This is a genomic window from Thalassobaculum fulvum (assembly GCF_014652915.1).
GTDB classification, from domain to species: Bacteria; Pseudomonadota; Alphaproteobacteria; order Thalassobaculales; family Thalassobaculaceae; genus Thalassobaculum_A; species Thalassobaculum_A fulvum.
Map to the genome: position 1 here is coordinate 647,459 of NZ_BMZS01000002.1, position 8,252 is coordinate 655,710.

At 71.8% G+C, this 8,252-nt stretch carries 7 protein-coding genes; 5 read left to right on the forward strand and 2 right to left on the reverse strand.

From position 1 onward, the window contains the following. The first annotated feature begins 239 nt into the window (after positions 1–239). Both IE246_RS06285 and IE246_RS06290 read left to right on the forward strand, forming a co-directional pair. Complete coding sequence (locus IE246_RS06285) at positions 240–1,145, forward strand: LysR family transcriptional regulator (RefSeq protein WP_189988076.1); 906 nt, start codon at positions 240–242, stop codon at positions 1,143–1,145. Continuing rightward, positions 1,142–2,557, forward strand: coding sequence for an amidohydrolase family protein (locus tag IE246_RS06290; protein ID WP_189988077.1), 1,416 nt, complete (start codon positions 1,142–1,144; stop codon positions 2,555–2,557). The genes IE246_RS06285 and IE246_RS06290 overlap by 4 nt, the downstream gene beginning before the upstream one ends. Before the next feature lie 6 nt (positions 2,558–2,563). Here IE246_RS06290 and IE246_RS06295 read toward each other — a convergent pair whose 3' ends face one another. Both IE246_RS06295 and IE246_RS06300 read right to left on the reverse strand, forming a co-directional pair. Beyond that, positions 2,564–4,234: a flavin-containing monooxygenase gene (locus IE246_RS06295; protein WP_189988078.1), complete on the reverse strand. Its 1,671-nt coding sequence runs from the start codon at positions 4,232–4,234 to the stop codon at positions 2,564–2,566. A gap of 43 nt (positions 4,235–4,277) precedes the next feature. Continuing rightward, the gene (locus IE246_RS06300) at positions 4,278–5,330 is read right to left on the reverse strand and encodes a zinc-dependent alcohol dehydrogenase family protein (RefSeq protein WP_189988079.1); all 1,053 of its coding nucleotides are present in this window, start codon (positions 5,328–5,330) and stop codon (positions 4,278–4,280) included. Between the two features lie 210 nt (positions 5,331–5,540). Between IE246_RS06300 and lipP1 the strand changes: the two genes are divergently transcribed. The 3 genes from lipP1 to IE246_RS06315 all read left to right on the forward strand — a co-directional run bounded on the left by lipP1 (position 5,541) and on the right by IE246_RS06315 (position 8,108). Continuing rightward, on the forward strand, positions 5,541–6,476 hold the full coding sequence (lipP1, locus tag IE246_RS06305) for a LipP1 family hormone-sensitive lipase (RefSeq protein ID WP_189988080.1): 936 nt from the start codon (positions 5,541–5,543) through the stop codon (positions 6,474–6,476). Then, positions 6,473–7,210, forward strand: a complete 738-nt coding sequence (locus IE246_RS06310; RefSeq protein WP_189988081.1) for a GntR family transcriptional regulator — start codon at positions 6,473–6,475, stop codon at positions 7,208–7,210. Before lipP1 ends, IE246_RS06310 begins: the two co-directional genes overlap by 4 nt. A gap of 211 nt (positions 7,211–7,421) precedes the next feature. Then, positions 7,422–8,108 carry a helix-turn-helix transcriptional regulator gene (locus IE246_RS06315; RefSeq protein ID WP_189988082.1) on the forward strand — a complete coding sequence of 229 codons (687 nt, stop codon included), beginning with the start codon at positions 7,422–7,424 and terminating at the stop codon, positions 8,106–8,108. Positions 8,109–8,252: the final 144 nt, after the last annotated feature.

An 8,252-nucleotide genomic window follows, 5' to 3' on the forward strand; every position in this document is an offset into this window, starting at 1 on the left:
GTCGCCTATACCAGTTCGCAATGCCCGTCGCTTCGTGGGTTCCGGCTCCGTGCCGCCTTCGGCAGCCCGGTCCGGAATGACGTCAAGGGGCGTGATGCCATCCGCTGCGTTCGGTTGAGCCCTCTGACGCCCACCCTACATGCCGTCATTCCGGACGGGCGCGCCGCCCTCGGCGCGGCCGAGCCGGAACCCACCCGCCGCCTCGAACCCCTGCCCCCCCAACGGGCGGGCACCCGCTGATGCACGCGGTCGCCCTCAGGTACTTCCGCGAGGTCGCCCGCCAGGGCTCGATCCGGCGCGCCGCGTCGGTGCTCAACGTCGCGGCCAGCGCGGTCAACCGCCAGATCCTGAAGCTCGAGGACGAGCTGGGTGCCGCGATGTTCGACCGGCTGCCGGGCCGCCTGCGGCTGACGGTCGCCGGCGAGATGCTGCTGCACCATGTCGAGCTGGCCCTGAACGACTTCGAGCGGGTGCGCGGCGAGATCGACGGGCTGCGCGGGGTGAAGACCGGTCACGTGTCGATCGCCGCCGTCGACTCCCTGCTGGTCGACTGGCTGCCGCGGGCGCTCGACGGATTCCGGGCCGACTTCCCGGCCGTGACCTACTCGGTGTACGCCGCCGCCCCGGCCGACATCGGCGGCCAGATCGCCGCCGGCGACGTCGACTTCGGCATCACCTTCGTGTCGCGGCTGCCGCCGGGACTGGAGCTGGCGGCGGCGATCGCGGCACCGCTCGGCGTGGTCATGCCGGCCCGTCACCCGCTCGCCCGGCGCAAGGAGATCCGGTTCGACGAGGCGCTCGCCTATCCGATCCTGGCCCAGCAGGGCCCGCTGCCGCCGACCATCGACGTCGATCCGGACTTCGCCGCCTTCCGCGACACCGTCGAGGCCCGGCTGACCTCGAACTCGATCCACATGCTGAAGCACGCGATCAGCCACGACATGGGCATCGCCTTCTTCACGCGCTTCGGCTTCCTGCGGGAGATTGCCGACGGTGAGATCGTGTGGCGGCCGTTCGCGTCGGCCCGCATCAACACCCTCAGACTCGGCCTGGTGGTGCCGACCTCGCGCGCCCTGCCGTTCGCCGCCTCGGCCTTCGCCGACCGGCTGGCGACGGCGCTGCGCGCGCTCGAGGCGGCCGGATGACCGGGGCGCCGACCGCCATCGCCGGCGGCCTGGTGCTGGCCGGCTGGGATGCCGAGCCGGTCCCCGGAACCGTTCTGGTCGCCGGCGACGGCACGATCGACGCGGTGGCGTACGGCCCCGACGCGCGGGCTCTGGCCGAGCGCGCCGCCGAGGCGGTCGATGCGTCCGGCGCCATGGTGATGCCCGGCCTGGTCAACGCCCATCACCACGCCTACGGCAACGCCCTGCGCGGCACCGAGAACGACCGGCCGCTGGAGCAGTGGGCGCCGTTCACCGTCGCCTACGGCCGACACCTCGACGCCGAGACCCTGCGCCTCGCGATCCTGCTGGGAGCGGCGGAGATGCTGCGCGGCGGCGTCACCGCGGCGATCGACCATTCCCCGCAGGTCGGCCTGCACGAGACCGCGTTCACGGCGCATCGCGACAGCGGCCTGCGGGTCGGCTACGCGCCGTTCTTCCACGACATCCACGACCACGACTTCCTGGGGATGGCGCTGCCGGCCGAGCTGCGGGCGTTCCTGGAAGGCCCGGGGTTCGCCGCAGCGGACTTCACCGAGGCGATGTTCCGGAGCCTCGCCGAAGAGGCCTACAGCGGCGATGGCCGGGTCGCGGTGCTGCTCGGCCCGAACGCGCCGCAGCGCTGCTCCGACGTCCTGCTCGACCTGTGGGTCCGGCTGCGCGACGGGCTCGGCCTCGGCGTCCACACCCACCTTCTGGAGACCCGGGCGCAGCGCGACGGCTGCCGGCGCGTCTGGCCGCACGGGCTGGTGCGCGAGATGGACCGGCGCGGGCTGCTGGCGCCCGGCCTGTCGGTCGCGCACGGGGTCTGGCTGGATCCGGAGGAACGCGCCCTGCTGGCCGAGCGCGGCGTGGTGGTGTCGCACAACCCGGCCAGCAACCTGATGCTCGGCTCCGGGCTGGCGCCGCTGCAGGGATTCCGGCGCGCCGGCGTCACCGTGGCGCTCGGCAGCGATTCCGCCAACACCGGCGGGGCGGCTGACCTGTTCGAGATCATGCGGCTGGCGATGATGCTGCCGCGGCTCGGCGACGGCGACTGGCGCGGCTGGCTGAAACCGTCCGAGGTGCTGCGGATGGCGACCGAAGGCGGGGCCGCCGCCCTCGGCCTCGCCGGACGGACCGGCCGGATCGCGCCCGGCTGGCAGGCCGACCTGGCGATCGTCGACGTCGGCGGCAGCGCGGCGGTCGCCGCCGTGCCGTCGGTCGCCACCCTGGTGCAGCACGGCGGACCGCAGCACGTGCGCGCCACCATGGTGGGCGGAAGCTGGGCCTACCGCGACGGCCGCATCCTGGCGTTCGACGAGGCCGCCGCGATCGCCCGGTTCCGCGACCGGATCGGCGCGGTCATGGAAGCGGCCCGGCGCGACGTCGCGCTGGTCGCCCGGAATTCGTAACCGCGCTCAGCCGGTCCGCTTCAGGCTCTCGGCCCCGCTCAGCGTGAAGCCCTCGTAGCCGTTGGCCGCGACCTCGTCGCACTTCTTCCGGTAAACGCCCACACCGGCGACATAGGGCATGAACACCCGCGGCTTGCCGGGGATGTTGGCGCCGACGTACCAGGAGTTCGCGACCGGATAGAGCGTGCTGTCGGCCACCTGGTTGACGTGCTCGACCCAGCGGTCCTGGGCCTCGCCGTCGGCCTCGACACGGGTGATCGAGTGGCCGCGGGCGTGGTCGATCAGGTCGGCGATCCAGTCGACGTGCTGCTCGATCGACAGGATCATCTGGCTCTTCACGCCCGGGCTGCCGGGCCCGGTCACCATGAACATGTTCGGGTAGCCGGCGACCGCCAGGCCGAGATAGGTGCGCGGGCCGTCGGCCCAGGCCTCCGCCAGCGACGGCCCGCCGTCGGTGCGGATGTCGATCTCGCGCAACGCCCCGGTCATGGCGTCGAAGCCGGTGGCGAAGGCGATGGCGTCCAGCGCGTACTCGCGCTCGGCGGTGCGCACGCCGCGCTCGGTGATCTCCTGGATCGGGGCGCTGCGCACGTCGACCAGGGTGACGTTGTCGCGATTGTAGGTCTCGTAGTAGCCGGTATCGAGGCACAGCCGCTTAGTGCCGATCGGGTGGTCCTTCGGCGCCAGCAGCTCGGCCACCTTCGGGTCGCGCACGATGCTGCGGATCTTCTCCCGCACGAACTCGGCGGCGGTGTCGTTGGCCTGTTCGTCGACCAGGAAGTCGTTGTAGCAGGACAGGAAGCCGATGCTGCCGCCGCGCTGCCACAGCGTCTCGTACTTGCCCTGCCGCTCCGCCTCCGACGCCGCCAGGGCCGACTGGGTCGGCGACGGGTAGCCGGACACCCCGAAGCCGGACATCCGGGCCTCGGCCCGGCGCTCCGGGTAATTGGCCTTGTAGGCGGCCTCGCGCGCGGTCTCCATCGGGCCGTTCTGGGCCGGCAGGCTGAAGTTCGCGGTGCGCTGGAACACGTACAGGTGCTTCGCCTGCTTGGCGATCAGCGGGATCATCTGGATGCCGGTCGAGCCGGTGCCGATCACGCCGACGACCTTGCCGCTGAAGTCGACGCCCTCGGCCGGCCACAGGCCGCTGTGGTACCAGGGGCCGCGGAAGCTCTCGATGCCCTTGAAGTCCGGCACCCGCGGCGTCGACAGGTTGCCGGTCGCCATGATGCAGAAGCGCGCCGACACCGCCTCGCCGCCGTCGGTCGCCAGGGTCCAGCGGTCGGTCGCACGGTCGAAGCCGGCGGTCCTGATCCGGGTGTTCAGCTGCACGTCGCGCAGCAGGTCGAAGCGCTCGGCGACGTGGTTGATGTAGGCCAGGATCTGCGGCTGGGTGGCATAGCGCTCCGGCCACTTCCAGTCCTGCTGCAGCTCGTCCGAGAACGAGTACGAGTACTCCAGGCTCTCGATGTCGCAGCGCGCACCCGGGTAGCGGTTCCAGAACCAGGTGCCGCCGACCCCGCTGCCGGCCTCGTACACCCGGGCCTTCAGCCCGAGGCCGCGCATGCGGTGCAGGGCGTACAGCCCGGCCAGCCCGCCGCCGACGATCGCCACGTCCAGATTGGTCGTATTCGGGTCGGCGGGGGCGCTGCCCGTCTTGGTCTCGCTACCGGCCATGGTGTCCCCTCGTCGAACGGTGAATGGTGGGATCGGAACGGCGTCAGAACAGGATGACACCCTTGCCCGAGGTCTGCTTGTCGAAAAGGCTGTACGCCTCGGCGGCCTGCGCCAGCGTCCAGCGGTGGGTGAACAGCCGGTCGACGTCGATCCCGCGGTCGGCGACGAAGGTCGCGCACTCGGCCTGGCCGATGGTCGAGAAGGTCCAGGAGCCGATCAGGGTGACCTGCCGGCGCAGCATGTCGGGGCTGACCTCCAGGTTGACGTTGCCGCCCTCGCCGACGTAGCAGGCCTTTCCCCAGGTCCGCACGCACTGCACCGCCTGGCGGCGGGCCTCGGCCGAGGACGAGGCGTCCAGGCTGGCATGCGCGCCGAGGCCGTGGGTCGCTTCGCGGATCGCCGCCACCGGGTCGTCGACCTTCGTCGGGTTGATCAGCACGTCGGCGCCGAACTCCTTCGCCCGGGCCAGCCGCTCCTCGCTGACGTCGAGCGCGATCACCCGCGCGCCCATCGCCGAGGCGAGCTGGGTCGCCGACAGCCCGACCGGGCCCTGGCCGAACACCGCGATGGTCTGGTCGCCGGCGAGCTCGAGCCGCTTCAGCGCGCCCCAGGCGGTGCCGGTGCCGCAGGAGATCGCCGCCCCGGTCTCGAACGACAGTTCGTCCGGCAGGGTGACCAGGGTGCGGGCCGGTACCTTCATGTACTCGGCATGGGCGCCGTGCCCGGTGATGCCGTAGACCTCGGCGACGCCGTCGAGGCAGAGCTGCATCCAGCCGGTCGAGCAGTGCGGGCAGACCCCGCAGCCGCGGTAGTGGTGGACCATGGCGCGCTGGCCGACACGGGCCAGCTTCGGGTCGACGCCCGGGCCGACGGCGACGACCACGCCGCACGGCTCGTGCCCGGCGATCACCGGATTGCCTTCCGGGAGCCCGCGGTTCCGCGCGGTCTCGCCCGGGGCGGCGCGGTAGAACTTCAGGTCGCTGCCGCACATGCCGGACGCCTTGATCTCGAGGACGACCTCGCCCGGTCCCGGGGTCGGGTCCGCGAACTCCCGCAACTCCACCGTCCGGCCGCCGGCGAACACCGCGCCCTTCATCTTCTGTCTCCCTCGGGCCGCTCGCGCGCTCTCGAAGAGCGGCTTCGGCTATTTGTTCGAACTTATTGTCGACGGCAGTATGCCAGCACCCCGACGCCGACCGTCAACCGTTGACACGGCCCGACCGGTTCGGGCGCTATTCCACCCGAACGGGCCTACCGGTGACCCTTCCGGCCCGCACGAACCGAGAAATCCGGAGGAAACCGTCCGATGGCGTTGCATCCGCAGATCCAGCAGGCCCTGAAGGCCATGGCCGAGGCCCAGGTGCCGGCGATCGAGACCATGGAGCCGGGCAAGGCCCGGGAGTTCTTCGACGCCATGGCGAAGGCGCGCGGCGGCACCCCGGCGGAGATCGCCGAGGCGCAGGACCGGACGGTGCCCGGCCCGGGCGGTGGCATCCCGGTGCGGGTGTACCGGCCGAAGGACGCGGGAACCCGGCCGACGGTGCTGTACTTCCACGGCGGCGGCCACGTCCTCGGCAACCTGGAGACCCACGACGTGATCGCCCGGAACCTGTGCGCCGGCTCCGGCGCGGTGCTGGTGTCGGTCGACTACCGCATGGGTCCCGAGCACCGCTTCCCGGCGGCCGCCGACGACGCCTGGGCGGCCTATCGCTGGGTGGTCGAGACGGCGGCCGAACTCGACATCGACCCGACCCGGATCGCGGTCTGCGGCGACAGCGCCGGCGGCAACCTGGCGGCGGTCGTGGCACTCCGGGCCCGTGACGCCGGCGATACCGCCATCAAGCTGCAGGCGCTGATCTACCCGGTGACCGACTATTCGCTGTCCGGCGCCAGCTACGGAACCTACGCGACCGGCTACGGCATCCTGACCAGGGCCGCCATGGAGTGGTTCCAGCGCCACTACCTCGGTTCCGCCGCGGACGCCGAGGACTGGCGGGCCTCGCCGCTGAAGGCGGAGCGGCACGACGGCCTGGCGCCGGCGCTGATCGTCACCGCCGAGTGCGACGTGCTGCACGATGACGGGGTGCGCTACGCCGAGGCGCTGCGGGCGGCCGGGACAGCGGTCGAGTACAGGGAGTACCCCGGCATGATCCACGCGTTCTTCGGCATGACCCCGGCGGTCGACGACGCGGTGGCGGCGCAGCGCTACGTGGCCGACGCCCTGCGGCGCGCGCTGGCGTGAACGACCTCGCGGCCCCGTCGTCGCGCCACCGGGAACTGGCCGGCCGGCTGAGCGACGAGATCCGCGCGGGGCGGTTCCCGGTCGGCAGCCGGTTCCCGACCGAGACCGAACTGCAGTCGCGGTTCGGCGTCGGCCGCCACACCGTCCGCGAGGCGCTCAAACTGCTGGCCGAGCAGGGCATGCTCGGCCGCCGGCGCAAGACCGGGACGGTGGTGCTCGCCGACCGGCCGGTGGCGCCCTACGTCCACAGTCTGCGCGACCTGCGGGGCCTGCTCGACTTCGCCCAGAGCACCCGGCTCGACATCCGGCACGAGGGCTTCGTGACGGTCGCCGGCGGAACCATCGGCGGCTTCGCCGACCTGGCGGACACCCGCTGGTTCCGGATCGCCGGACTGCGTTCGACCCGGGCGGACGGCGAGCCGCTGTGCTGGTCCGAGATCCTGGTGCCGGAGGACCTAGCGCCCGCACGGCCGACGCTCCACCAGGGCCGGGACTCGATCTACGAGGTGGTGCTGGAACGCAACGGCCTGAAGCTGGACTACGTCGAGCAGGAGATCGCGGCTTGCGGCCTGTCGCGGCACTACGCCGCCCTGCTCGGCGCCGGGGCGGAGTCGGCGGCCCTGCAGGTCGCCCGTCGCTACGTCGCGCACACCGGTGCGACCTTCGAGATCTCCGTGAACCTATACCCGGCGTCGCGCTATTCGGTACGGAGCGTGATCCGGCAGCGTGTGTAGGTCCGGCCAAACCCGGGCAGCCGCCGCCCCGCCCGTCAGATATCCCGCTTCCTGAACGGGTTGCGACGAATCGGGGCGGCTTTCACGCTCCATTCACGGCGGGTTCCTCGCCTCCCCTGTTGAATCCCCGGTGAGGCGACCGGACGACGGGATCCCGCCCGGACCGCCTCGATGGGACCTTTTTCCGTGGGGGAGCGCGATGAACTCGGTCATGAGAACGGTCACCGCACCGACGCTGGCGTCGATCGGCAACGACTCCGGGCCGGCGGCACGACACCTGGAAGCCGTGCTGCACACCCTGAAAGCCGGGGTTGCCGTGATCGACGAGCATGGCGACGTCGTCTCGATCAACAGGACGCTGGAGACGGTCCTCGGTGCGGCCGACCAGCTGGTTGTGCGACGCGGCCGCATCGCCGCGGTCCTGGCCGGCGAGAACGCCCGGCTGCAGGCGGCGATCACGGACTGCGGCGGCTCCGCCGGCGACCGGTCGGTGGCCCGCGACATCCCGGTCTGGGGATCGCGGGGGACGGCCCCGCTGATCGTGTCGGTGTGCCCGGTCGGGGAAGCGGCCGGCAGCATCGGCATGAACCGCCCGGTGCTGGTGGTCGTGGTCGACACCGCCCCCTCGGTCGGGCTGGACGACCGGTTCCTCAGGGACGCCTTCCAGCTGACCGACGCCGAGGCCCTGGTCGCCAAGCGCCTGGTCGGCGGCGACACCTTGTCCGACATCGCCGCGGCCAAGGGCATCACCCTGCACACCGCCCGCAGCCAGCTCAAGGCGGTGATGTCGAAGCTGGGCGTCAGCCGGCAGAGCGAGCTCGTGGCCATGCTGTCGAAATGCGACAACGTGCTGCGCCGGGAGCAGGCGTTCTGGCCGCCGGCCGTGGGACACGCCTAACCCCCTCGCAGGACCCGAACGGGCTTCCAAACGCAAAAAGGCCTCGGCGCGTTCATGCGCCAAGGCCTTGATATTTTTGGTTGCGGGGGCAGGATTTGAACCTGCGACCTTCAGGTTATGAGCCTGACGAGCTACCGGGCTGCT